Origin of the sequence: Pseudomonas sp. Pc102 (assembly GCF_018408275.1) — a bacterium.
GTDB lineage: Bacteria > Pseudomonadota > Gammaproteobacteria > Pseudomonadales > Pseudomonadaceae > Metapseudomonas > Metapseudomonas tohonis.
Genome location: NZ_AP021905.1, coordinates 4,273,452 through 4,294,488 on the forward strand (window position 1 = coordinate 4,273,452; position 21,037 = coordinate 4,294,488).

At 67.7% G+C, this 21,037-nt stretch carries 25 protein-coding genes; 9 read left to right on the plus strand and 16 right to left on the minus strand.

Annotation, left to right across the window (positions count from 1 at the left end; all coding sequences use genetic code 11):
- Positions 1–16: 16 nt before the first annotated feature.
- The 7 genes from PHLH3_RS19420 (at position 17) to PHLH3_RS19450 (ending at position 7,387) form a co-directional block, all read left to right on the plus strand.
- Positions 17–907: a 2-hydroxy-3-oxopropionate reductase gene (locus PHLH3_RS19420; RefSeq protein WP_111260846.1), complete on the plus strand. Its 891-nt coding sequence runs from the start codon at positions 17–19 to the stop codon at positions 905–907.
- Positions 908–1,085: 178 nt separating this feature from the next.
- Positions 1,086–2,360 (plus strand): glycerate kinase, encoded by a 1,275-nt coding sequence (locus PHLH3_RS19425; protein WP_213625432.1) that lies wholly within the window; start codon positions 1,086–1,088, stop codon positions 2,358–2,360.
- A complete protein-coding gene (gene pyk, locus PHLH3_RS19430) occupies positions 2,357–3,772 on the plus strand; it encodes a pyruvate kinase (protein ID WP_213625433.1) in 1,416 nt (471 codons plus the stop codon). The genes PHLH3_RS19425 and pyk overlap by 4 nt, the downstream gene beginning before the upstream one ends.
- A 120-nt stretch (positions 3,773–3,892) precedes the next feature.
- A complete protein-coding gene (locus PHLH3_RS19435; protein ID WP_213625434.1) occupies positions 3,893–4,813 on the plus strand; it encodes an urea transporter in 921 nt (306 codons plus the stop codon).
- Between the two features lie 41 nt (positions 4,814–4,854).
- The gene (locus PHLH3_RS19440; protein ID WP_213625435.1) at positions 4,855–5,697 is read left to right on the plus strand and encodes an ion transporter; all 843 of its coding nucleotides are present in this window, start codon (positions 4,855–4,857) and stop codon (positions 5,695–5,697) included.
- Positions 5,684–6,301: a hypothetical protein gene (locus PHLH3_RS19445; protein ID WP_213625436.1), complete on the plus strand. Its 618-nt coding sequence runs from the start codon at positions 5,684–5,686 to the stop codon at positions 6,299–6,301. The genes PHLH3_RS19440 and PHLH3_RS19445 overlap by 14 nt, the downstream gene beginning before the upstream one ends.
- Before the next feature lie 87 nt (positions 6,302–6,388).
- Positions 6,389–7,387, plus strand: coding sequence for a sulfate ABC transporter substrate-binding protein (locus PHLH3_RS19450; RefSeq protein ID WP_213625437.1), 999 nt, complete (start codon positions 6,389–6,391; stop codon positions 7,385–7,387).
- 75 nt (positions 7,388–7,462) lie between these two features.
- Here the strand turns inward: PHLH3_RS19450 and PHLH3_RS19455 are convergent, their stop codons facing one another.
- The 11 genes from PHLH3_RS19455 to ccmA all read right to left on the minus strand — a co-directional run bounded on the left by PHLH3_RS19455 (position 7,463) and on the right by ccmA (position 15,621).
- On the minus strand, positions 7,463–8,026 hold the full coding sequence (locus PHLH3_RS19455; protein WP_213625438.1) for a DUF4124 domain-containing protein: 564 nt from the start codon (positions 8,024–8,026) through the stop codon (positions 7,463–7,465).
- Positions 8,027–8,143: 117 nt separating this feature from the next.
- Complete coding sequence (locus tag PHLH3_RS19460; RefSeq protein WP_213625439.1) at positions 8,144–8,548, minus strand: hypothetical protein; 405 nt, start codon at positions 8,546–8,548, stop codon at positions 8,144–8,146.
- Positions 8,549–8,573: 25 nt separating this feature from the next.
- Entirely contained in the window at positions 8,574–9,782 is a 1,209-nt protein-coding gene (gene ccmI / locus PHLH3_RS19465; protein ID WP_213625440.1) for a c-type cytochrome biogenesis protein CcmI, read from the minus strand.
- A complete protein-coding gene (locus PHLH3_RS19470) occupies positions 9,782–10,267 on the minus strand; it encodes a cytochrome c-type biogenesis protein (protein ID WP_111260856.1) in 486 nt (161 codons plus the stop codon). Before PHLH3_RS19470 ends, ccmI begins: the two co-directional genes overlap by 1 nt.
- Positions 10,264–10,800 carry a DsbE family thiol:disulfide interchange protein gene (locus PHLH3_RS19475; protein ID WP_213625441.1) on the minus strand — a complete coding sequence of 179 codons (537 nt, stop codon included), beginning with the start codon at positions 10,798–10,800 and terminating at the stop codon, positions 10,264–10,266. Before PHLH3_RS19475 ends, PHLH3_RS19470 begins: the two co-directional genes overlap by 4 nt.
- Positions 10,797–12,770, minus strand: coding sequence for a heme lyase CcmF/NrfE family subunit (locus PHLH3_RS19480; protein ID WP_213625442.1), 1,974 nt, complete (start codon positions 12,768–12,770; stop codon positions 10,797–10,799). Before PHLH3_RS19480 ends, PHLH3_RS19475 begins: the two co-directional genes overlap by 4 nt.
- Positions 12,771–12,774: 4 nt before the next feature.
- The gene (gene ccmE, locus PHLH3_RS19485) at positions 12,775–13,227 is read right to left on the minus strand and encodes a cytochrome c maturation protein CcmE (RefSeq protein ID WP_213625443.1); all 453 of its coding nucleotides are present in this window, start codon (positions 13,225–13,227) and stop codon (positions 12,775–12,777) included.
- Complete coding sequence (gene ccmD / locus PHLH3_RS19490; RefSeq protein ID WP_111260860.1) at positions 13,224–13,400, minus strand: heme exporter protein CcmD; 177 nt, start codon at positions 13,398–13,400, stop codon at positions 13,224–13,226. The genes ccmE and ccmD overlap by 4 nt, the downstream gene beginning before the upstream one ends.
- On the minus strand, positions 13,397–14,152 hold the full coding sequence (locus PHLH3_RS19495; protein WP_173177828.1) for a heme ABC transporter permease: 756 nt from the start codon (positions 14,150–14,152) through the stop codon (positions 13,397–13,399). The genes ccmD and PHLH3_RS19495 overlap by 4 nt, the downstream gene beginning before the upstream one ends.
- 165 nt (positions 14,153–14,317) lie before the next feature.
- A complete protein-coding gene (ccmB, locus tag PHLH3_RS19500; protein ID WP_173177826.1) occupies positions 14,318–14,989 on the minus strand; it encodes a heme exporter protein CcmB in 672 nt (223 codons plus the stop codon).
- On the minus strand, positions 14,986–15,621 hold the full coding sequence (gene ccmA / locus PHLH3_RS19505; RefSeq protein ID WP_213625444.1) for a cytochrome c biogenesis heme-transporting ATPase CcmA: 636 nt from the start codon (positions 15,619–15,621) through the stop codon (positions 14,986–14,988). The genes ccmB and ccmA overlap by 4 nt, the downstream gene beginning before the upstream one ends.
- A 149-nt stretch (positions 15,622–15,770) precedes the next feature.
- Here ccmA and PHLH3_RS19510 point away from each other — a divergent pair, with 149 nt between their 5' ends.
- Both PHLH3_RS19510 and PHLH3_RS19515 read left to right on the plus strand, forming a co-directional pair.
- Positions 15,771–17,309 (plus strand): flagellar hook-length control protein FliK, encoded by a 1,539-nt coding sequence (locus PHLH3_RS19510; protein ID WP_213625445.1) that lies wholly within the window; start codon positions 15,771–15,773, stop codon positions 17,307–17,309.
- Between the two features lie 37 nt (positions 17,310–17,346).
- Positions 17,347–17,682 (plus strand): EscU/YscU/HrcU family type III secretion system export apparatus switch protein, encoded by a 336-nt coding sequence (locus PHLH3_RS19515; RefSeq protein WP_213625446.1) that lies wholly within the window; start codon positions 17,347–17,349, stop codon positions 17,680–17,682.
- On the opposite strand, the gene PHLH3_RS19520 is transcribed toward PHLH3_RS19515, so the two are convergent.
- The 5 genes from PHLH3_RS19520 to PHLH3_RS19540 form a co-directional block, all read right to left on the minus strand.
- Positions 17,672–18,100, minus strand: a complete 429-nt coding sequence (locus PHLH3_RS19520; RefSeq protein ID WP_213625447.1) for a rhodanese-like domain-containing protein — start codon at positions 18,098–18,100, stop codon at positions 17,672–17,674. The genes PHLH3_RS19515 and PHLH3_RS19520 overlap by 11 nt on opposite strands.
- A 117-nt stretch (positions 18,101–18,217) precedes the next feature.
- Positions 18,218–18,625 carry a DUF2802 domain-containing protein gene (locus PHLH3_RS19525; RefSeq protein WP_213630627.1) on the minus strand — a complete coding sequence of 136 codons (408 nt, stop codon included), beginning with the start codon at positions 18,623–18,625 and terminating at the stop codon, positions 18,218–18,220.
- Between the two features lie 4 nt (positions 18,626–18,629).
- Positions 18,630–19,109 carry a chemotaxis protein CheW gene (locus PHLH3_RS19530; RefSeq protein WP_021220567.1) on the minus strand — a complete coding sequence of 160 codons (480 nt, stop codon included), beginning with the start codon at positions 19,107–19,109 and terminating at the stop codon, positions 18,630–18,632.
- Positions 19,110–19,207: 98 nt separating this feature from the next.
- Entirely contained in the window at positions 19,208–20,134 is a 927-nt protein-coding gene (locus tag PHLH3_RS19535; RefSeq protein WP_213625448.1) for a CheW domain-containing protein, read from the minus strand.
- An 87-nt stretch (positions 20,135–20,221) separates the two neighbouring features.
- Positions 20,222–21,010, minus strand: a complete 789-nt coding sequence (locus PHLH3_RS19540) for a ParA family protein (RefSeq protein ID WP_111260938.1) — start codon at positions 21,008–21,010, stop codon at positions 20,222–20,224.
- Positions 21,011–21,037: the final 27 nt, after the last annotated feature.

Below are 21,037 nucleotides of genomic sequence, written 5' to 3' on the forward strand. Positions count from 1 at the left end.
GAAAGAGGTAATCCACATGGCCAAGATCGGATTCATCGGCACCGGCATCATGGGCAAGCCCATGGCTCAGAACCTGCAGAAAGCCGGCCACACCCTGTTCTTCTCCGAGCACTTCGACAAGGCGCCCGCCGACCTGCTCGGCGACAACGGCATCGCCCTGGCCAACCCGCGCGAAGTGGCCCAGGAAGCCGAGTTCATCATCATCATGGTTCCGGACACCCCCCAGGTCGACGACGTGCTGTTCCGCAAGGACGGCGTGGTCGAGGGCGTCGGCGCCGGCAAGGTGGTGATCGACATGAGCTCCATCTCCCCTTCCGCCACCAAGGTCTTCGCCGAGAAGGTCAAGGCCACCGGCGCCTCCTACCTGGACGCCCCGGTGTCCGGCGGGGAAGTCGGCGCCAAGGCCGCGACCCTGAGCATCATGGTCGGTGGCTGCCCGAACGCCTTCGAACGCGCCCTGCCGCTGTTCCAGGCCATGGGCAAGAACATCACCCGCGTGGGTGGCAACGGTGACGGCCAGACCGCCAAGGTCGCCAACCAGATCATCGTCGCCCTGAACATCCAGGCCGTCGCCGAAGCCCTGCTGTTCGCCGCCAAGAACGGCGCCGACCCGGCCAAGGTGCGTGAAGCGCTGATGGGCGGCTTCGCCGGCTCGAAGATCCTCGAAGTGCACGGCGAGCGCATGATCAAGGGCACCTTCGACCCGGGCTTCCGCATCAGCCTGCACCAGAAGGACCTCAACCTGGCCCTGTCCGGCGCCCGCGAGCTGGGCCTGAACCTGCCCAACACCGCCAACGCCCAGCAGGTCTTCAGCACCTGCGCCGCCATCGGCGGCAGCAACTGGGACCACTCCGCGCTGGTGAAGGGCCTGGAGCACATGGCCAACTTCTCCATCCGCAAAGAGTAAGCCGCTTTCGCCGGGCACCCGCCCGGCACCCCTTTCGACCTTCCTGGCCGGCGGAGTCACGGCCCAATGGCCAGGTGGGTCGATTCCAGTCCTGAAGGGTCGTGTACGACCCTTCAGGACTGCAATCGGCCTAGAAAGCCCCTCAGAACAAGAATTCAGCGCCCCTCCGGAGTCTGTCATGTCATTCGATCCGCAAAGCCTGCTGCGCGACCTCTTCGCTACCGCCATCGCCGCCGCCCACCCGCGCCAGGTGCTGGCCGACCACCTGCCCGCCGACCGCAGCGGCCGCCTCATCGTCATCGGTGCCGGCAAGGCCGCAGCCGCCATGGCCGAGGTGATCGAGCAGGAATGGCAGGGCGAGATCACAGGCCTGGTGGTGACCCGCTACGGGCACGGCGCCAATTGCCGCCGCATCGAGGTGGTGGAAGCGGCGCACCCGGTACCGGATGCCGCCGGCCTGGAGACCGCCCGGCGCGTGCTGCAGCTGGTGAGCGGCCTGAGCGAAAGCGACCGGGTGATCTTCCTTCTCTCCGGCGGCGGCTCCTCGCTGCTGGCACTCCCCGCCGAGGGCATCAGCCTCAAGGACAAGCAGGCGATCAACAAGGCGCTGCTGAAATCCGGCGCCGCCATCTCCGAGATGAACTGCGTGCGCAAGCACCTCTCCGCGATCAAGGGCGGTCGCCTGGCCAAGGCCTGCTGGCCGGCCAGCGTCTACACCTACGCCATCTCCGACGTGCCCGGCGACGAAGCCACGGTCATCGCCTCCGGCCCCACCGTCGCCGACCCGACCACCTCGGCGGAGGCCCTGGCGATCCTCGCGCGCTACCAGATCGAGGTGCCGGCCAACGTCCGCGCCTGGCTGCAGGACCCGCGCTCGGAGACCGTGAAGCCCGGTGACCCGGTGCTCTCGCGCAGCCACTTCCAATTGATCGCCACGCCCCAGCAATCCCTCGATGCCGCTGCCGAGAAGGCCCGCGCCGCCGGCTTCACCCCGCTGATCCTCGGCGACCTGGAAGGCGAGTCCCGCGAGGTGGCCAAGGTCCACGCCGGCATCGCCCGGCAGATCGTCCTCCATGGCCAGCCGATCAAGCCGCCCTGCGTGATCCTCTCCGGCGGCGAGACCACCGTCACCGTGCGCGGCAACGGCCGTGGCGGGCGCAACGCCGAGTTCCTGCTGAGCCTCACCCACACCCTCAAGGGCCTGCCCGGCGTCTACGCCCTGGCCGGCGACACCGACGGCATCGACGGCTCCGAGGACAACGCCGGCGCCATCATGACCCCGACCAGCCACGCCCGCGCCGCGGAGCTCGGGTTGTCCGCCAGCGACGAGCTCGACAACAACAATGGCTACGGCTACTTCGCCGCCCTCGACAGCCTGATCGTAACCGAGCCGACCCGTACCAACGTCAACGACTTCCGCGCCATCCTGATTCTCGAGAGCCCCGCACAATGACCTCCGACAAGAAAGTCAAAATCCTCGCCACCCTCGGCCCGGCCATCAAGGGCGTCGACGACATCCGCCAGCTGGTGGAGGCCGGGGTCAACCTGTTCCGCCTGAACTTCAGCCACGGCGAGCATGCCGACCACGCCCAGCGCTACCAATGGGTGCGCGAGGTCGAGCGCCAGCTGGCCCGCCCGATCGGCATCCTCATGGACCTCCAGGGGCCCAAGCTGCGGGTCGGCCGTTTCGCCGAAGGCAAGGTCCACCTGGAGCGCGGCCAGGCCCTGCGCCTGGACCTGGACACGACCCCGGGCGACGCCAGCCGGGTCAACCTGCCCCACCCCGAGATCATCGAAGCCCTGCAGCCGGGCATGAACCTGCTGCTGGACGACGGCCGCCTGCGCCTGCAGGTGACCGCCAAGCACGCCGATGCCATCGACACGCGGGTGATCGCCGGCGGTGAGCTGTCCGACCGCAAGGGCGTCAATGTCCCCGAGGCCGTGCTGCAGCTGTCCCCGCTGACCGCCAAGGACCGCCGCGACCTCGATTTCGGCCTCGAGCTGGGCGTCGACTGGGTCGCCCTCTCCTTCGTCCAGCGCCCCGAGGACATAGTCGAGGCCCGGGGCCTGATCCAGGGCCGCGCCGCGCTGATGGCCAAGATCGAGAAGCCCTCCGCCGTGCAACACCTGGAAGAGATCGCCCGCCTCTGCGACGCCATCATGGTCGCCCGTGGCGACCTGGGCGTCGAAGTGCCGGCCGAGAACGTGCCGCGCATCCAGAAGGACATCATCCGCACCTGCCGCCAGCTCGGCCGCCCGGTGGTGGTCGCCACCCAGATGCTGGAATCCATGCGCTTCTCCCCGGCGCCGACCCGCGCCGAGGTGACCGATGTCGCCAATGCCGTGGCCGAAGGCACCGACGCCGTGATGCTCTCGGCCGAGACCGCCTCCGGTGACTACCCGCTGGAAACCGTGCAGATGATGAGCAAGATCATCCGCCAGGTGGAACAGGGCCCGGACTTCCAGTCCCAGCTCGACGTCAGCCGCCCGCAGGCCGAAGCCACCGCCTCGGACGCCATCAGCTGCGCCATCCGCCGCATCAGCAGCATCCTCCCGGTGGCGACCCTGGTGAACTACACCGAGTCCGGCAGCTCCAGCCTGCGCGCCTCCCGCGAGCGCCCCAAGGCACCGATCCTCAGCCTCACCCCGAGCCTGGAGACCGCCCGCCGCCTGACCGTGGCCTGGGGCGTCTACTCGGTGGTCAACCAGCGCCTGGACAAGGTCGAGGACGTCACCGGCACCGCGCTGGAGATCGCCCGCGCCCAGGGCATGGCCCGCACCGGCGACACCCTGGTGATCACCGCCGGCGTGCCCCTGGGCCAGCCCGGCTCCACCAACATGCTGCGTATCGCCCACCTGGACTGATCCAGCCGCGGCCACGGCGCGCGCAGACGCACCGGGCCGCCCTGCTCCGGCAGGTCGAATGCCATCCGCAGGCGCCACGTCCCAGGGACGGGCGCCTTTTCCCTTTCAACCGGCCACACCATGCGACACCTTCCTCTGCCTTGCGATGCCCGTTCCTGGGCCAGTGCCCAGCTCAACGGTTTCAGCCAGATCTTCCTGCAGCGCCACCCCGGCTGCGGCGCCCTGCTGCTCTGCGCCATCCTCGTCGGCGCGCCGCAGTTGCTCGGCGGTGCCCTGCTCGGCGGTTTCGCCAGCTGGCTCACCGCCCTGCGCCGGGGCTACCCGCGCGAGGATGTGGAAGCCGGCCTCTACTGCTACAACGGCGTGCTTCTGGGCATGTTGCTGGGTGCGCGCTTCGAGTGGACGCTGCACCTGCCGCTGCTGATCGTCTGTTGCGCCGGCCTTTCCACCCTGCTGCTGCACCGCCTGTTGCGCAACGCGCGGGAGCGCGAGTGGCTGCCCGCCTTCACCAGCCCCTTCGTCGGCTTCGGCTGGGTGCTGCTGTGGCTGGCCCATGGGCTGCAGCTGACCGCTCCAGCGGCGGCGCCGGCGGTCGTTCTCGACGCCGATAGCATCGGCCTGCTCCTCGCCCTGCTGCGCGGCTTCGGCCAGGTGATCTTCCTCGCCGACCCGCTGGCCGGGGCCTGCGTGCTCCTCGCCCTGCTCCTGGCCTCCTGGCGGGTGGCGCTCTGGGCGGCGTTCGGCAGCGCCCTGGCGCTGGCACTGGGCCTCTGCCTGAAGCTGCCCACCGACACGCTGCTGGCCGGCCTGTTCAGCCTCAACGGCGTGCTCATCGGCATCGCCCTGGGCAAGCGCCTGGCCAGCCTGCCGGTGGTCGTCATCGGCGTCGCCCTCGGCGTGCTGCTGCAACCCGGCTTCGCCACCTTCGGGCTGCCCGCCATGACCGCGCCATTCATCCTCGCCTGCTGGCTGGTGATCGCCGGCGGCCGCGTGCTGCGCCAGAACGGCACGCGGCCACGCCCCACCCACCTGCGCCACTGAAAGGGCGGCTCTGCTAAGGTTCGTTTCCTGAGGAGGACTCCATGGCCGAGGCACACAGCAGGCGCGAGCGTCTGTACAGCATCATCTTCCAGGCCGACACCCCGGCCGGGCGGCGCTTCGACACCTGGCTCATCTGGCTGATCCTGGCCAGCCTGGCCATCGTGCTGCTGGACAGCGTCGAGCACATCCACCGTCGCCACGCCGGCCTGCTGTCCGGGCTCGAGTGGGCGATCACCGCGCTGTTCATCGCGGAATACCTGCTGCGCCTGTACAGCGCGCCGAAGCCGCTGCGCTACGTCTTCAGCTTCTTCGGCCTGGTGGACCTGATGGCGATCATCCCCGGGGTGGTCGCGCTCTTCTACCCGGATGCCCAGTACCTGTTGATCGTCCGCGCCCTGCGCCTGGTGCGGGTGTTCCGCATCTTCAAGCTGCGCCACTACCTGGTGCAGGCGAACTTCCTGCTCAGCGCGCTGCGCGGCAGCCGGCAGAAGATCGCGGTGTTCCTGCTCAGCGTCTCGACATTGGTGGTGGTGTTCGGCGCGTTGATGTACGTGATCGAAGGCCCGGAGAACGGTTTCACCAGCATTCCCACCAGCATCTATTGGGCGGTGGTGACCCTGACCACCGTCGGCTTCGGCGACATCACCCCGAAAACGCCACTGGGCCAGGCAGTGGCCAGCCTGGTGATGATCACCGGCTACTCGATCATCGCCGTACCCACCGGTATCTTCAGCGCCGAGCTGGCCAACGCCATGCGCCAGGACGGACAGCAGGACCGGGAGTGCGCCACCTGCCGCAAGCGCACACACGAATCCGCCGCGAGCTTCTGCAGCCGCTGCGGCAACCCGCTTTTCCCGCGAGGAGGCGAACATGAAACACCTTGATCAGGCACGTTGGGACGCCCTCTGGCTGCGCCTGGGCGCGCCCGCACCCGAAGGCAGCTTCGATCAGCTGCGTGAGGCCTACGGTGCGCCCCAGCGCCAGTACCACAGCACCGCCCACATCAGCGCCTGCCTGGGCCACTTCGACGAATGGAGCCACTTGGCGGACCACCCCGACCGGGTCGAACTGGCGCTCTGGACCCACGACCTGGTGTACGACCCGCAGCGCCAGGACAACGAGGCCGCCAGTGCCGAACAGACGGTCGCCTGGCTGCTCCAGGCCGGGCTTGGCGAGCACGGCGAGGCGCTGCGCGGACTGATCCTCGCCACCCGCCACATGGAACCGCCGCGTGCCGGTGATGCCGAGCTGGTGGTGGACCTGGACCTGTCGATCCTGGCAGCACCGCCCTCGCTCTACGAGGCTTACGAAAAGGCCGTGCGCGCCGAGTACGAATGGGTGCCGGAACCGCTGTTCCGAGCCGGGCGCAGCAAGCTGCTGAAGCAGTTGCTGGACATGCCCCGCCTCTACCACAAGGCACCGCTGGCGCAGCGCTGGGAGCAGCCCGCGCGCAAGAATCTGCTTGGCGCCCTGCAGGCCTTGGCCTGAGAATAAGCAAATTCGTTTTCAGTATTTAAAAGAATATATGGCACACCGCTATATTCCCTTGCTCTCACCCCCTAGAAGGAACGATCCGTGAAACGTCTGTTCTCCGCTTCGCTGCTGGCAGCGGGCCTGGCACTGGCCAGCGCGGCCCAGGCCGCCCCTACCCTGCTCAACGTCTCCTATGACGTGATGCGCGACTTCTACAAGGACTACAACGCCGCCTTCCAGAAGCACTGGCAGCAGGAGAAAGGCGAGAACATCACCCTGCAGATGTCCCACGGCGGCTCCAGCAAGCAGGCCCGTGCCGTGATCGACGGGCTGCCCGCCGACGTCATCACCATGAACCAGGCCACCGACATCAACGCCCTGGCCGACAACGGCGGCCTGGTGCCGCAGAACTGGGCCGAGCGCCTGCCGAACAACAGCGCCCCCTTCACCTCCGCCACCGTGTTCATCGTGCGCAAGGGCAACCCCAAGGGTCTGAAGGACTGGCCGGACCTGCTCAAGGACGACGTTCAGGTGGTGGTGCCCAACCCCAAGACCTCCGGCAACGGTCGCTACACCTACCTCTCCGCCTGGGGCTACGTGCTGAAGAACGGTGGTGACGAGAACAAGGCCAAGGAGTTCGTCGGCAAGCTGTTCAAGCAGGCGCCGGTGCTCGATACCGGTGGCCGCGCCGCCACCACCACCTTCATCCAGAACCAGATCGGCGACGTACTGGTGACCTTCGAGAACGAAGCCGAGATGATCGCCCGCGAATTCGGCCGTGGCGGCTTCGAGGTGGTCTACCCGAGCGTCTCCGCCGAAGCCGAGCCGCCGGTGGCCGTGGTCGACAAGGTGGTCGACAAGAAAGGCACCCGTGAGGCCGCCGAGGCGTACCTGAAGTACCTGTGGAGCGACGAGGGCCAGACCATCGCCGCCAACAACTACCTGCGCCCGCGCAACCCGGAGATCCTCGCCAAGTTCGCCGACCGCTTCCCCAAGGTCGAATTCCTCTCCGTGGAGAAGACCTTCGGCGACTGGCGTGACGTGCAGAAGACCCACTTCAACGACGGTGGCGTCTTCGACCAGGTCTACACCGGCCAGTAAGCCGGGCGGCAGACACGAAAACGGCGACCCTCGGGTCGCCGTTCTTCTTTGTGGATCAGGCCGGAACCGCCAGCCTCACTGCCCGAAGGTGCTGGCCCATTCGCCGAACTTCATGCACAGGCCGAAGCTCATCACGTCATCGGTATCGGCCAGGCAGTTGACCGCCAGGCGCGCCGTGCCCCCCTTGGCGTAGTCGCTCGCGCAGGCCTTCTCGTTGCGTTTCATCTCCTTGTAGGCCGTGTCCATCTTGTACATCGCGTCGTCCAGCTGCGCCTGGGTCGCGCGCTTCTGGCGCACGGCCTCGCGACCGATCTTCTGCGTCTCGGTGATCAGCGACGGCATGCGGCGGATGGCGGCGGCACATTGCACCATGCCTTTCTGGTGCAGTTGCCCGGGGTTCAGCTCTTCCTCGTCGTCCTCGAACAGGGTGCTGCGCGAGGAGGTGCGCTGGAGCTCGGAGTCGTCCAGGCCCTGGATGGTGTTCACCTGAAGCTTCTGCTCGGTGACATTGCGGCTTTCCGGTGGCGGGGTATCGGTGAAATGCACCTTCCCCTGTTCGTCGCGCCACTGGTAGACCTGGGCGAGAACCGGCTGGGCGATGAGCATGGCCAGAAAGGCCAGGGCGATGCGAGCGAACATCCTTGTGCTCCAAATGGCAGAACGCCAGCACAGTACACAAGGGCTGCCAGGCTGTCCACGCGCCGTGGTGACGGTGGTCGGAACGGCATGACCGCGCGTCAGGACGCGCGACCGGGCTCAGGGATGGCGGCGCCCGAGGCCGGCGGGCACGCCGCTGGAATCGGTGGGCTGCCAGGGGCCGTTGGGGCTGTTGGACCAGTGCCAGCCCTGGTCCCAGTGGTAGTAGGTGCGCTCGCGGTAGTAGAGGTCCTGCTCGCCCTCGAGTACGTACACCTCGAGCGCGGTGTCCCAGTAGCAGGCAACACCGGGCGGCGGCGCGTAGCGCGGGTGGCTCTTCATGCGCGTGACCTTGGGCGGCAGCGGCTGGGACGGCGTCACTGGCGGGCGGTTCTGCTGGCCGGGCGGCGGCAGCTGTTGCGGCGCGGCAGGCCCGCCGCCGTGCTCGGGCGCCGGCGGCTGCAAGGAGCAGCCGGCGAGACCGAGGAGCAGGCAGGCAAGGGAAAGTCGAAGGGTCGAATTCATGGCTGCGTGCTCTCGGGTCGATGGATCAGGGCTGGTCCGGGCTGTCGATGGTCAGGCGCTGCTGCTCCTGCACAGCACTAGACAACGCCGGGCTGCGTCCGATCCATTCGCCTGCCTTGGCATTGCCCTCGCGGGAGATGCGCGCCACCAGCTGCACCTGGGCGAAGTTGGAGATCTTCAGCTGCGGCATCATCGCATCGGCGTCGCTGAGCACCACCTCGGCCGGCAGGTCCTTCACCGTCAGGCGCTTGACGGCCAGCGGCATGGGCGGGCCTTCGGCGGCGCGGGCGAAGATGAACACCGCATCCCCCGGCTGCACCTTGTCCTTGAGCGCGGCGGCCAGGTCGACACGGACCTTCAGCTGCGGCATGGACTTGGTGACGGTATCGCGCTCCGGCAGCGTTTCACCGCTCTCGGCGAGCTTCTCGCGGGCACGCTCGATGCCGCCCTGCAGGGCGCCGCGGGACGGATCGTCCTGCGGCAACACCGCGATCAGGCGCTCCCAGTAGCCGATGGCGTCCTTGAAGCGGCCTTCCTCGAAGCCGGCGATGCCCAGCAGGCCAAGGCTGGTGACTTCGTTGGCATCGGCCTTCAAGGCCTCTTCGGTCAGCGCCTGCACCTCGGGGGTGAAGCGCTTCTGGCTGGCGAAATACAACGCCTGGGCCCACTGCCCCAGCAGCTCGGGCTGGCGGCCGGCGACCTGCACGGCGCGCTCGTAGGCCCTGGCGGCATCGCCGGCACGCTCCTGGGCCATGTAGGCACGGCCGAGGAAATACCAGCCTTCGGCGGAATCCGGCTGCGCCTGCACGACCTTCTCCAGGCGCGCGGTCATCTCTTCGATGGTGCGCGGCTGCTCGCGCATCTCACGGGCCAGCTCGACCTTGTCGCTGGCGCCCCAATGCAGGTACAGGCCGATGCCCAGCAGCGGCACGGCCAGCGCGGCCGCGAGCGGCAAGGCCTTGCCCAGGCGCGAGCTGCGACCGGTGTCGGCGCCCTCGGTGTCGGCCAGCAGCTCACGCGCGGCTTCGGCACGGCCGGCCTCGAGCTGCTCCTCGGTGAGGGTGCCGGCGGAGCGCTGGCCCTGGAGTTCGGCCAGGCGCTCCTGGTACAGGGCGACGTTGAGAGCGGTGCGATCCTCTTCGGCCTGGGCCTTGCGGCCACGCAACACGGGGATCAGCAGGAATGCGAGGGCGACCAGCAGGAGCAGGCCGGCGGCGAGCCAGAAATCGATCATCAGTGGTTCTTGTCCTGAGTCTCTTGGTTGAGCAGCGCATCCAGGCGGGCGCGCTCATCGCTGGAAAGCAGTGCGTCGCCGGGGGCGTTCTCGACACGACGGCGGCGCAGCACGATCACCCCGAGCACCAGCAGGCCGCCCACCAGCAGGCCCGCCGGGCCGTACCAGAGCAGCAGGGTGCGGCCGTTGACCGGCGGCTTGTAGCGCACGAAGTCGCCGTAGCGGGCGACCAGGTAGTCGACGATCTCGTCGTCGCCCTTGCCCTCTTCCAGCATGCGGAAGATCTCGCGGCGCAGGTCGGTGGCGATGGGGGCGTTGGAGTCGGCGATGTTCTGGTTCTGGCACTTGGGGCAGCGCAGTTCCTCGGTGAGCACGCGGAAACGCTCGCGCTCGGCCTCGTCCTTGAACTCGTAGGTGTCGATGGCCGCGCGGGCGACGCCGGTGAGGGCGAGGCCGAGAGCCAGGGTGGCGAGCAGGCGCTTCATTGCCCGGCCTCGTCGACCAGGGCCTGGTACAGCGGCGCCAGCTGCTCGCGCCAGACGACTTCGTCGATCACGCCGACGAACTTGTGGCGGATGATGCCGTCCTTGTCGATCAGGAAGGTCTCGGGGGCACCGTAGACGCCCAGGTCCAGCCCGAGGCTGCCCTGCTCGTCACGGATGTCCAGCTGGTAGGGGTTGTGGAACTCCTTCAGCCATTTCAGCGCGGCGGCGTTGTCGTCCTTGTAGTTGACGCCGTGGATGACCACGCCCATCTGCGACAGCTTGTTCAGCACCGGGTGCTCGACCCGGCAGGAGATGCACCAGGTGCCCCAGACGTTGACCAGCGCCGGCTTGCCCTTGAGGTCGGCCTCGCTGAGGGGGCGCGAGCCGTCCACGGACGGCAGGGAGAAGGCCGGGAAGGGCTTGCCGATCAGCGCCGAAGGCAGCTCGGCCGGGTCGAGGAACAGGCCGCGATAGAGGAATACCGCCACACCCAGGAAGATCACCAGGGGCAGCAACAGGATCAGGCGCTTCATGCTTGCGCTCCAGCCATGCCCAGTGCGTCACGCACGCGGGTCTTCACCTTGACCCGGTAGCGCGGGTCGAACGCTGCCAGCACGCCCCCCAGCCCCATCAGCAGGCCGCCGAGCCAGATCCAGCGGACGAAGGGCTTGACGTGCACGCGCACGGCCCAGGCGCCGTCGCCCAGGGGTTCGCCCAGGGCCACGTAGAGGTCGCGGGTCAGGCCTGCATCGATGCCCGCCTCGGTCATCATCGATTGCTGCACGGTGTACAGGCGCTTCTCCGGGTGCAGAACGGAAATCTCGCGGTCGCCGTCGAGCACGCGCACGGTGCCCTTGTCGGAGGTGAAGTTGGGGCCCTCGTGGTGGGCGGCGCCCTCGAACACGAAGCGATAACCACCCAGTTCCGCGGACTCGCCCGGAGCGAGGCGCAGGTCGCGCTCGGCGCTGTACTGGCTGGAAAGCACCACGCCCAGGGCGCACACGGCGATACCGGCGTGGGCCAGTTGCATGCCCCAGTAGCTGCGGGTCAGGCTGCGGGCGCCCTTGATCAGGCCCTTGTGGCGGGTCTTGTCGAGCAGGTCGCGCACGCCGGCCAATACCACCCAGGCGGCCAGGGCGAACACCGCCAGCACCGCCCAGTGGAAGTCGCCATAGATGAACGCGCCGAGCATGCCGAGCACCAGGCTGCCGATCAGCACCGGCCCGAGCATGCCCAGCAGCCACTTCATCGGGGTGTCTTTCCAGCGCACCAGCACGCCGACCGCCATGACCACCATCAGCAGCGCCATCAGCGGCACGAACAGGGCGTTGAAGTACGGCGGGCCCACCGACAGCTTGGCGCCGGAGATGGCGTCCAGCACCAGGGGGTAGAGGGTGCCGAGGAGGATCATCGAGGCGGCCACCACCAGCACCAGGTTGTTCACCAGCAGCAGGGTTTCGCGGGACCACAGGGCGAAGCCCACCTGGCTCTTGACCACCGGCGCGCGGACGGCGAACAGGGCCAGCGAGCCGCCCACCACCATCAGCAGGAAGATCAGGATGAACACGCCGCGCTCCGGGTCCGAGGCGAAGGCGTGCACGGAGGTCAGCACGCCGGAACGGACCAGGAAGGTACCCAGCAGGCTGAGGGAGAAGGCCGCGATGGCCAGCAGCACCGTCCAGCTCTTGAACACGCCGCGCTTCTCGGTCACCGCGAGGGAGTGGATCAGCGCGGTGCCCACCAGCCAGGGCATGAAGGAGGCGTTTTCCACCGGGTCCCAGAACCACCAGCCGCCCCAGCCGAGCTCGTAGTAGGCCCACCAGGAGCCGAGCACGATACCGACGCTGAGGAAGGCCCAGGCGATGATGGTCCACGGGCGCGACCAGCGCGCCCAGGCGGCGTCGAGGCGGCCGCCGAGCAGTGCGGCGATGGCGAAGGCGAAGGCGACCGAGAAGCCCACGTAGCCCATGTAGAGCATCGGCGGGTGGACGATCAGGCCGAAGTCCTGCAGCAGCGGGTTGAGGTCGTTGCCGTCGGCCGGCATGTTCGGCAGCAGGCGGTTGAAGGGGTTGGAGGTGATGATCAGGAACGACAGGAAGCCGATGCTGATCATGCCCATCACCGCGAGCACGCGGGCCAGCATCACCTCCGGCAACTGCCGGGAGAACACCGACACGGCGAAGGTCCAGCCGCCGAGGATCAGCGCCCAGAGCAGCAGCGAGCCCTCGTGGGCGCCCCACACGGCACTGAACTTGTAGTACCAGGGCAGCGCGCTGTTGGAGTTGCTGGCGACGTAGGAGACGGAGAAGTCGTCGACCATGAAGGCGTAGGTGAGGCAGCCGAAGGCGAACGCCAGGAAGGCGAACTGCCCCCAGGCGGCGGGCTGGGCCAGGCTCATCCACTGGCGATCACCGCGCCAGGCGCCGATCAGCGGCAGGGTCGCCTGCACGGCGGCCATGCACAGGGCGAGGATCAGGGCCAGGTGGCCGAGTTCGGGAATCATGGAATCAGCCCTCTTTCTTCGCAGGGGCCATCTGGCCGCTTTCTTTCAACGCCTTGGTCACTTCCGGCGGCATGTACTTCTCGTCGTGCTTGGCCAGCACTTCATCGGCCACCAGCACGCCATCGGCGTCGAGCTTGCCCAGGGCGACGATGCCCTGCCCTTCGCGGAACAGGTCGGGGAGGATGCCGTGGTAGCGGATGGTCACGTCCTTGGCGAAGTCGGTGACCACGAACTGCACCTCGAGCGAATCCTGCGAGCGCCGCACCGAGCCATCACGCACCATGCCGCCCGCGCGGATGCGGGTGTCCTTCGGCGCTTCGCCGTTGGCGATCTGCGTGGGGGTGTAGAACAGGTTGATGTTCTGTTGCAACGCCGACAACGCCAGCGCCACGGCGATTCCCACACCGGCCAGGATGGCCAGGATGATGAACAGGCGCTTCTTGCGGACCGGATTCACTTCGACTCCTCCCGGCGCAAACGGCGCGCCTCGTCTTGCAGGTAGCGACGGCGCGCCATCAGCGGCAGCGCGACGTTGAGGATCAGGATCGCCAGGCTGATGCCGTAGGCGGTCCAGACATAGAGGCCGTGATGGCCCATGGCGAGGAACTCGCCGAACGTTGCGAAATTCACGATGCCTTCTCCACCAGCGCCTTCACTTCGGCCTTGACCCAGCTGGCCCGCGCCTCGCGGCGCAACACGTCCAGGCGCATGCGCACCATCAGCACGGCGGCGAAGAAGCAGTAGAAGCCCAGCACCATGATCAGCAGCGGCACCCACATCTCGGCAGGCATGGCCGGTTTCTCGGTGACGGTGAAGGTGGCCGGCTGGTGCAGGGTGTTCCACCACTCCACCGAGTACTTGATGATCGGGATGTTGATCACGCCGACGATGGCCAGCACCGCGCAGGCCTTGGCGGCGCTGTCACGATTGCTGATCGCCTGGCCCAGGGCAATGACACCGAAGTAGAGGAAAAGGAGGATGAGCATCGACGTCAGTCGGGCATCCCACACCCACCATGCGCCCCATGTCGGGCGGCCCCAGATGGCCCCGGTGAGCAGCGCGATGGCGGTCATCCAGGCGCCGATGGGCGCGGCGGCCTGCAGGGCGACGTCGGCGAGCTTCATCTTCCACACCAGGCCGACCACGCCGCACACCGCCAGCATCACGTAGCAGGACTGCGCCAGGAAGGCGGCCGGCACGTGGATGTAGATGATGCGGAAGCTGTTGCCCTGCTGGTAGTCCGGCGGCGCGAAGGCCAGGCCCCAGACCAGGCCGACGAGGATCAGGATGCCCGCAGCCCAGGCGAACCAGGGCAGCCAGCGACCGCTGATCTCGTAGAACCATTTGGGCGAGCCCAGCTTGTGGAACCAGGTCCAGTTCATGAAGGCTGCCTCAAAACTACTGCGCTTGCCGTTACTGCGTTGAAAGCAGGCTCGGGCTGCTCATTCAGGGCGACTAAGCTCAGCGCCCTCGCCTGCTTTCGCCTTGTCTCGGCTGCGCTCGCTAGGTTTTTCAACAGCTTTCTCATGGTCAGGCAACTCTGTTTCTTATTCGCCGACGCTGATGGTCAGGCCGGCGGCTATGGCAAAGGGAGTCAGGGTCACCGCCAGGGCGGTGAGGCAGGCCAGCCACAACAGGTGGCCCACCGCCGGCAGTCCTTGCAGGGCCGCCTGTAGCGCCCCGCTGCCAAGGATCAGCACCGGGATGTACAGGGGCAGGATCAACAGCGCCAGCAACAGCCCGCCGCGCTTGAGACCAACGGTCAGGGCAGCGCCGACCGCGCCGAGCAGGCTCAGCACCGGCGTACCCAACAGCAACGAACCGAGCAGCACCGGCAAACAGCGCGCAGGCAGGCCCAGCATCAGCGCCAGCAAGGGCGCCAGCAGCACCAGTGCCAGCCCGGAAAAAAGCCAGTGTGCCAGTACCTTGGCCAAAACCAGAAGCGGCAGGGGGTGCGGCGAAACGACCCACTGTTCCAGCGATCCATCCTCGAAATCACTGCGGAAAAGCCCGTCCAGCGAGAGCAGGACGGCCAACAGGGCCGCCACCCAGACCAGCCCCGGAGAAAGGCTTTGCAACAATTGCGTCTCCGGTCCGACGGCCAGGGGGAACAAGGCGATGACGATAGCGAAGAACACCAGGGGGTTGGCCAGCTCCGCCGGTCGGCGGAACAGCAGGCGCGCTTCGCGGGCGACCACCAGGCCGAATACACGGATCATGCGGCGCGCCGTCCGAGGTCGAGTTCGCGGTAGCCGGCGGGGACACGGGCCATGCTGTGGTGGGTGGTGAAGACCACCAGGCCGCCCGCATCGCAATGCTGGGCCAGGTGTTCCTCAAGTTGCGCCACGCCCTGCTTGTCGAGGGCGGTGAAGGGTTCGTCGAGGATCCACAGCGGTGGCGCGTCGAGGTACAGGCGCGCCAGGGCCACGCGGCGCTGCTGGCCGGCGGACAGGGTATGGCAGGGAACGTCTTCGAAGCCGCGCAGGCCCACCGCCTCCAGCGCCTGCCAGATGGCATCGCGACTGGCCGGCTGGTGCAGGGCGCAGAGCCAGGCGAGGTTCTCCTCGGGGCTGAGCAGGCCCTTGATGCCGGCGGCGTGGCCGATCCACAGCAGTTCGCGGGCGAGTTCGCCGCGCTGCCCGGCGAGGGCCACGCCTTTCAGGCGCACCTCGCCGGCGGTCGGCTGCATGAGCCCGCAGAGCAGGCGCAACAGGCTGGTCTTGCCACTGCCGTTGGGGCCGGCGACCTGCAGCATCTCGCCGTGGCCCAGGCGCAGGTCGAGCCGCTCGAACAGCATCCGCCAGTCGCGCTCGCAGGCGAGGTCGTGGGTCTCGAGATAAGGACTGGTCACGGCAACGGATACCCTGGGGGAACTCAAGTCATTGAGGTGTCGGCCGCTATACTCAGGTGCGCGAGTTCGGCGCCCGGCCCGGACGGGGCGGCATTATACATGTCCACCACGGCCCCCGAAGGGGGCTTTTCAACAGGTTGTTACCCTTGATGACCGAGATCAGTTCCTCGCGCCCCATCAGTGCCACCCCGGCGGCCAGCCGCCCCGTGCAGACGATTGCGGAAGCCGCCGTGAAGCTGCTGCAGCCGATCGGCGGGCTGCTCGCAGCGGGTGACAGCGCGGACGCCGAAGTGGTCAGCGTCAAGGAAAACGCACAGAACAGTTTCCAGGTGCTGCTCAAGCTCACCCTGAACGGTGGCCAGCAGGCCACGGTGGAAGCCAGCAGCAACCGCCCCCTGGCCCAGGGCAGCCTGCTCAACGTCACCGCCGTCTCGGAAACCCGACTGATGGTGGCCCTACAGCCCGGCGGCACCGCCGTACTGGACAGCATCGATCTGGACCAGTTGCCGGTGGGCACCCTGGTACAGGGCAAGGTGGTCTCCAGCGAGCAACTGGCCGAGGCCCGCAGCACCGTCTACCGCTCCCTGATCAACCTGATCAACACACCGCTGGCCGGTCGCCAGATGGCGGTGGAAGGCCCGCTGCCGCTGCCCCTCGGCAGCCTGCTCAGCGCCCAGGTGCAGAGCAGCCAGTCCCTGCAGTTCCTGCCCCTGTCCGCCCAGCTCGACCAGCTCGCCCTCACCCAGCAGCTCGCGACCCAGCAGAGCCGCCAGGGTTCGCTGGAGGGCCTGGTGCAGGCACTCAAGGGCATGGGCGACGAGCTCCCGACCAACCTGCGCGGCACCGTCGACCGCCTGCTGGCGAGCCTGCCCGACGTCTCCCAGCTCAGTGACGCCAAGCTGCTGGCCAAGGCCATGGAGAACAGCGGCGCCCTGCTGGAGGCGCGCCTGCTGGCCGGCCATGGGGCAGCCCTGGGCCAGGACATCAAGGGCAACCTGCTGCGCCTGATCGCCCAACTGCTGCCCAATCTGCCCAACGGCCCGGCCGCGCTGCCCACCGCCGGCGCCAGCAACGCCATGGCCCAGGCCCTGCCGGCCTTCATCCGCAGCGCCCTGGGCTCCCTGGGCCAGGCCAGCGCCCGGCAACAGGCCCTGAGCTTCCCCCTGCCCTCGCGCCTGGCGCAGCAGGCCGAGGGCGAAGGCGACCTTGAGCTGCTGCTGAAAATGGCGGCGGCCGCAGTCTCGCGCCTGCAGACCCACCAGTTGTCGAGCCTCGCCCAGTCGCAGATGACCCCCGAGGGCAACCTGCTCACCACCTGGCAGCTGGAACTGCCCATGCGCAACAACCAGGACATCGTGCCCCTGCAGGTGAAGGTGCAGCAGGAGCAGACCCCGCAGAAGCGCAAGGAAGAACAGAAGGAGACCCTGTGGCGCATCGAGCTGGCCTTCGACATGGAGCCCCTGGGGCCGCTGCAGGTGCAGGCGCAACTGATACGCGGCGCCATCTCCAGCCAGCTCTGGGCCGAGCGTGCGCGCACCGCGAGCCTGATCGATGGTGAATTGCCCAACCTGCGTGAGCGCCTGGTGTCCGCCGGCCTCGAAGTCAGCGAACTGGCCTGCCGCCAGGGCATACCGCCGCAAGGCCCGCGCACCAACCTGCAACAGCGCTGGGTGGACGAGACCGCATGAACGCCCTGCCCTTCCCGCGCAGCCGGAGCACACCGCAATGACCCAGGCCAAGCAGCCACGCCAGGCCATCGCCCTCTCCTACGACGGCGCCACCGCCCCCAGCCTGACCGCCAAGGGCGACGACGAACTGGCGGAAGCGATCCTTGCCATCGCGCGAGAGTACGAAGTGCCGATCTACGAGAACGCCGAGCTGGTGCGCCTCTTGGCGCGCATGGAGTTGGGCGAGGCCATCCCCGAGGCGCTCTATCGCACCATCGCCGAGATCATCGCCTTCGCCTGGTACCTCAAGGGCAAGTGCCCGGCAGGCTTCGTCGCCGATGGCGAGCGCGACGTCACCCCAGCGGTGCCGTTGCTGGGCGGCCCTAAGGGCTGAAGGCCAGCACCTCGCCCTCGACGCCCTTGCCCAGCGGGAAGTCGAGCAACTGCCAGGCGAAGTAGCCATCACGGAAATAGAACACCTGCTTGTAGCCCCAGCTCACGGCGAGCTGCGCCGCCAAGGCGCCTCTGGGGCAGACGTCGCTGTCGCAATAGATCACCAGCGGCACATGCCGGGGCCAGTGGGGCATCGCCAGGCCGGCGAAGCGATCGGCCAGGTCCAGGTGCACGGCGCCATGCACATGGCCCCAGCTCCATTCCGCCAAAGGCCGCACATCGATGAACAGGGCGCCGTAGTCGTACAGCCGCTTGGCCTGGAGCACATTCACCGTGGTCGCCCCCTTGACGCTCAGGGGCGCTTCCTCGGCCAAGGCCAACGGCAGGACGCACAACAGCAGGAGCGGCAGAAGTCGCATGGCGGACCTCGCGGAATCGGTACCCGAGCCTTGAGCTTAGGCAGCGACCGGAGCAGGCCTTGGAACTATTGGTTCAGAGGGGATGGGGTGGTTAGAGCGGGAGGGAGTTAGCGGGGCTCAGCCCTGCTTCTGCTTGCGGGCGAGTTGCAGCTTGCTGACCAGCTCGGCCTCGGCCTGGGTAAGGCCGCAGGAATGGGTGAGGTCGTCGACGCTGGCGCCCATGCCGGCAAGCCGCGCGGCCTGGGTGAAGGACAGGCTGCTGGGATCGCGCTGCTCGATCTGGCTGACCTTGTCGGGCAGCGGTGCCACCACCCGACGCAGCTCGTGCAACTCCTCCCCCATGCGGATGCTGCCGCTGAGGTAGGCGTCGAGCCGCCGGGCGAGCTCCTTGATCCGCTGATCGCGCACGGCGTCCCGCCTGGCCTGCTCCTCGACGGCCAGGCGCTGCCCTTTCTGCAGCCGCACGCAGGTGACTGCGAGGGCTGCACAGGCGACCGCCAGGACCGCCAGCGCGATCTCGATCAGCACGTCAGATGCTCTCCAGCTCCGACCACTCTTCTTCGCTCATCATCTTGTCCAGCTCGACCAGGATCAGCAGTTCGCCGTTCTTGTTGCAGACGCCCTGGATGAACTTGGCCGATTCCTCGTTGCCCACGTTGGGCGCGGTCTCGACCTCGGACTGACGCAGGTAGACCACTTCGGCGACGCTGTCGACGAGGATGCCCACCACCTGCTTGTCCGCCTCGATGATGACGATGCGGGTGTTGTCGGTGACCGAGGCCGAATCCAGGCCGAAGCGCTGGCGGGTGTCAATCACGGTGACGACGTTACCGCGCAGGTTGATGATGCCCAGCACGTAGCTCGGGGCACCCGGGACCGGCGCGATCTCGGTGTAGCGCAGCACTTCCTGGACCTGCATCACGTTGATGCCGTAGGTCTCGTTGTCCAGGCGGAAAGTCACCCATTGCAGGATGGGATCTTCGGAACCTTGCCCTGACGATTTCTTCATGTTCCCTAGCCTCTTCTAGAACCGCCCGGGGCGGCGTTCGCGGGTTCTGCCCGCTTTTTTACAAACCTGGGCGCCACGCTCGTGCGAGGCGCCGGCATTCAGTTGAGCGACATCTTCTTGACGGCGCCGCTGGCGATGAGTTCGGCCAGCGCGGAGACGTCCAGCAGCGCGCACATGTGTTCGATCACGGTACCGGCGAGCCAGGGACGCTGGGTGCGCTGGGTGCGCCACTTGATCTCGCTCGGGTCCAGGCGGATGGAGCGGCTCACCTGGTGCACGGCCAGGCCCCATTCGTAGCCCTGGACGGAGATAACGTACTGCAAGCCTTCGCGGAAATCATCGCGGTACCGGTCCGGCATGACCCAGCGCGCGGTGTCGAGTACCTTCAGGTTGCCGGCCTGGCTCGGCAGGATGCCGAGGAACCAGTCGGGCTGGCCGAACAGCGGGGTCAGCTCCTGGCCGGCCAGGGGGTAGATGGAGCCCAGGCAGACCAACGGGACCGCGAGCGTGAGGCCGGCCACGTCGAACAGCAGGCACTCGAACGGCTCTTCGGCCCAGCTCGGACGCTCGTCGAAGGACATCGGCTCGCTGTCGAGCAGCGGCGCGTTGACAGCCTTGAGCTCGGCAACCGGCTCGACCAGGCTGGGGCGGGCAACGGGAGCGACGGGAGCGGCCGGCGCCACGGGGGCGGCGGGCACGGCCTCGGTACGCAGCTCGGTTGGCGCGGCGACCAGCGTACGCAACGGCGCGGCCTCGATCACCGGCCTGGCAACGGGTGCCGGCGCCGCGACCGCAGCGGCGACCACCGAAGGAGCCGCCACGGGCGCAGGCGATGGCACAGCCGCGATCACCGGCTTGGCGGTCATCAGGCGGGCATCGCGGACCTGCTCTTCCAGCACCGCTGCCTCGAACTCGTCCAGGGTGATGCTGTCGGCGAATTCGATCGTCGCTTCCTGCAACAGGGAATCGAGGTAGGACTGCAAGGCCAGCTGCGGCCTTGTGGCGGTGGCGACGGTACGGCTCATTGATGGGACCTGCAGGAGTGGACTCCAGAGTCTATCGGCAGCAAGGCCGCGCGACTTGAGGGATGCAATTCAGCATAGACGCTCATTTCAGGCTACCTGGGCGGCCAGTTGCTGGCTGAGCAGATGCTTGAGCAGCGCACGGTAGGCGATCACCCCACGGCTGTTGGAATCGTACTGCGAAGGCGTGACCCCGGCGCGGCTGGCATCGCGCAGGCGGGTGTCCACCGGGATATAGGCCGGCCACAGGTGCTCGGGATAGGAGTTGCGCAGCACCCGCAGGGTATTCAGGGAGGCCTGGGTGCGGCGGTCGAACAGGGTCGGGACGATGGTGTACGGCAGCGCCTGCTTGCGCGAGCGGTTGATCATGGCCAGCGTGCTGACCATGCGCTCCAGGCCTTTCACCGCGAGGAACTCGGTCTGCACCGGGATCACCAGTTGCTGGCTGGCAGCCAGGGCGTTGACCATCAGCACGCCCAGCAGCGGCGGGCTGTCGATGATGGCGTGGTCGAACTCCTGCCACAGCTGCGCCAGGCTCTTGGCGACCACCAGGCCCAGGCCGTTCTGCCCCGGGGACTGGCGCTCCAGGGTCGCCAGCGCGGTACTGGAAGGCAGCAGGGAAATGCGCTCGTGGCTGGTCTGCAGCAACAATTGGCGCGGCAGGCCATCCGGCACGTTGCCCTGGTGCAGGAACAGGTCGAAGCAGCTGTGCTCCAGGGTATCCGGGTCATGCCCGAAGTAACTGGTCATCGAACCGTGGGGGTCGAGGTCGACCACGACCACGCGCTTGCCGGCGTCGGCCAGCAGGCCCGCCAGTGCGATCGACGAGGTGGTCTTGCCTACACCACCCTTTTGATTGGCTACCGCCCAAACTCTCATCTTCTTCATCCTCCCGGCAGAAACGCC

Bases quoted from the DNA above. Each gene is read 5' to 3' on its own strand.
- PHLH3_RS19420 (WP_111260846.1), top strand. From the start codon at position 17: ATGGCCAAGATCGGATTCATCGGCACCGGCATCATGGGCAAGCCCATG.
- ccmB (WP_173177826.1), bottom strand. From the start codon at position 14,989: ATGATCCGTGTATTCGGCCTGGTGGTCGCCCGCGAAGCGCGCCTGCTG.
- PHLH3_RS19480 (WP_213625442.1), bottom strand. From the start codon at position 12,770: ATGATTCCCGAACTCGGCCACCTGGCCCTGATCCTCGCCCTGTGCATG.
- PHLH3_RS19475 (WP_213625441.1), bottom strand. From the start codon at position 10,800: ATGAAGCGCCTGATCCTGTTGCTGCCCCTGGTGATCTTCCTGGGTGTG.
- ccmI (WP_213625440.1), bottom strand. From the start codon at position 9,782: ATGATCGATTTCTGGCTCGCCGCCGGCCTGCTCCTGCTGGTCGCCCTC.
- pyk (WP_213625433.1), top strand. From the start codon at position 2,357: ATGACCTCCGACAAGAAAGTCAAAATCCTCGCCACCCTCGGCCCGGCC.
- PHLH3_RS19455 (WP_213625438.1), bottom strand. From the start codon at position 8,026: ATGTTCGCTCGCATCGCCCTGGCCTTTCTGGCCATGCTCATCGCCCAG.
- PHLH3_RS19540 (WP_111260938.1), bottom strand. From the start codon at position 21,010: ATGAGAGTTTGGGCGGTAGCCAATCAAAAGGGTGGTGTAGGCAAGACC.
- PHLH3_RS19535 (WP_213625448.1), bottom strand. From the start codon at position 20,134: ATGAGCCGTACCGTCGCCACCGCCACAAGGCCGCAGCTGGCCTTGCAG.
- PHLH3_RS19460 (WP_213625439.1), bottom strand. From the start codon at position 8,548: ATGAATTCGACCCTTCGACTTTCCCTTGCCTGCCTGCTCCTCGGTCTC.
- PHLH3_RS19440 (WP_213625435.1), top strand. From the start codon at position 4,855: ATGGCCGAGGCACACAGCAGGCGCGAGCGTCTGTACAGCATCATCTTC.
- PHLH3_RS19515 (WP_213625446.1), top strand. From the start codon at position 17,347: ATGACCCAGGCCAAGCAGCCACGCCAGGCCATCGCCCTCTCCTACGAC.
- PHLH3_RS19470 (WP_111260856.1), bottom strand. From the start codon at position 10,267: ATGAAGCGCCTGCTCGCCACCCTGGCTCTCGGCCTCGCCCTCACCGGC.
- PHLH3_RS19435 (WP_213625434.1), top strand. From the start codon at position 3,893: ATGCGACACCTTCCTCTGCCTTGCGATGCCCGTTCCTGGGCCAGTGCC.
- PHLH3_RS19520 (WP_213625447.1), bottom strand. From the start codon at position 18,100: ATGCGACTTCTGCCGCTCCTGCTGTTGTGCGTCCTGCCGTTGGCCTTG.
- PHLH3_RS19495 (WP_173177828.1), bottom strand. From the start codon at position 14,152: ATGAACTGGACCTGGTTCCACAAGCTGGGCTCGCCCAAATGGTTCTAC.
- PHLH3_RS19425 (WP_213625432.1), top strand. From the start codon at position 1,086: ATGTCATTCGATCCGCAAAGCCTGCTGCGCGACCTCTTCGCTACCGCC.
- PHLH3_RS19510 (WP_213625445.1), top strand. From the start codon at position 15,771: ATGACCGAGATCAGTTCCTCGCGCCCCATCAGTGCCACCCCGGCGGCC.
- PHLH3_RS19530 (WP_021220567.1), bottom strand. From the start codon at position 19,109: ATGAAGAAATCGTCAGGGCAAGGTTCCGAAGATCCCATCCTGCAATGG.
- PHLH3_RS19445 (WP_213625436.1), top strand. From the start codon at position 5,684: ATGAAACACCTTGATCAGGCACGTTGGGACGCCCTCTGGCTGCGCCTG.